This is a genomic window from Arcobacter sp. CECT 8983 (genome assembly GCF_004118855.1).
Lineage (GTDB): Bacteria > Campylobacterota > Campylobacteria > Campylobacterales > Arcobacteraceae > Halarcobacter.
This window is the reverse complement of sequence record NZ_PDKF01000010.1, coordinates 1-1,463: the sequence shown is the minus strand read 5'-3', so window position 1 is coordinate 1,463 and position 1,463 is coordinate 1. Positions and strand designations below refer to the sequence as shown.

The window sequence follows — 1,463 nt, the reverse complement described above, 5'->3', positions numbered from 1 at the left end:
TTTTAAATAGCTCTCCACTTAGCAGGGCCAGTAGTATGAATAGAAGTACCTTCTGTATCAACTGCAACAGTAACAGGCATATCTTTTACTTCAAACTCATAGATAGCTTCCATTCCCATCTCTTCAAATGCTAATACTTTTGCATCTTTGATAGATTGAGAAATTAAATAAGCAGCTCCACCAGTTGCTATTAAATACATTGATTTATACTCTTTGATTAAATCAATTGTTGGTTGCTTTCTTTCAGCCTTACCAATCATTCCCATGATTCCTATTTCCATCATATCTTTAGTAAATTTATCCATTCTTGTAGATGTAGTTGGTCCTGCAGGTCCAACTTTCTCATCACGTACAGGATCAACTGGTCCAACATAATAAATAAATCTATCTTTTAAGTCAACTCCATTTGGAAGTGGTTTATTAGCATTTTTATATTCAACTATTTTCTTATGTGCTGCATCCCTTGCAGTTAAGATTTTTCCAGATAGAAGTAGAGTATCTCCTGATTTAAATTGAGATAGGTTTTCTTTTGTTAAATCTTCAATATTTACTCTTTTGATTGTATCCATTGGTAATTCAATATCTGGCCAAAGGTCTAAATCAGGTTTATTAAATTTAGCTGCTCCATTTCCATCTAATTCAAAATGAATATGTCTAGTAGCTGCACAGTTAGGAATCATAGCTACAGGAAGTGAAGCTGCATGACATGGGTAGTCTAAGATTTTTACATCTAATACAGTAGTGATACCACCAAGTCCTTGTGCACCAATACCAATTTTATTGATATCTTCATACAGTCTTAGTCTTAACTCTTCAACTGCATTTTGTGGACCTCTTTCTTTAAGTTCATGAATATCAACATGACCCATTAAAGCTTCTTTTGCTAAAAGCATTGACTTTTCTGGATTTCCACCAATACCAATACCTAAGATTCCTGGAGGACACCATCCAGCTCCCATTTGTGCTACATTATCCATAACCCAAGTATAGATATCATCTGATGGGTTTAATACAGTGAATTTAGATTTATTTTCACTTCCTCCACCTTTTGCTGCTACTGTAATCTCTATTTTATCTGAGTTATCTACACTATAGTGAATTACTGCTGGAGTATTATTTTTAGTATTTTTTCTTTCACCTGCTGGGTCAGATACAACAGAATATCTTAATGTATTATCTGGGTCTGTATAACCTTTTGCTACACCTTCATTTAATACATCTTCTAAATCTCTTGAAATATCTAAATCAGCTTTTAAACCAACTTTGATGAAAATATTTACGCTCCCTGTATCTTGACATAATGGTCTATGTCCCATTGCACACATTTTTGAGTTTATTAAAATTTGTCCTATTGCATTTTTTGCTGCTTCTGACTCCTCTTTTTCGTATGCTTCTACCATTCCTTTTACAAAATCTTCTGGATGGTAAAAAGAGATATATTGACAGGCATCTGCTATACTATC

Annotated in this window: 1 protein-coding gene; it reads right to left on the bottom strand. The window is 33.6% G+C overall.

The features are described from left to right. Positions 1-2: 2 nt before the first annotated feature. Positions 3-1,463, bottom strand: a 1,461-nt coding sequence (locus CRV01_RS11975; RefSeq protein ID WP_129008470.1) for a fumarate hydratase, incomplete at its 5' end; no start/stop codon positions are given.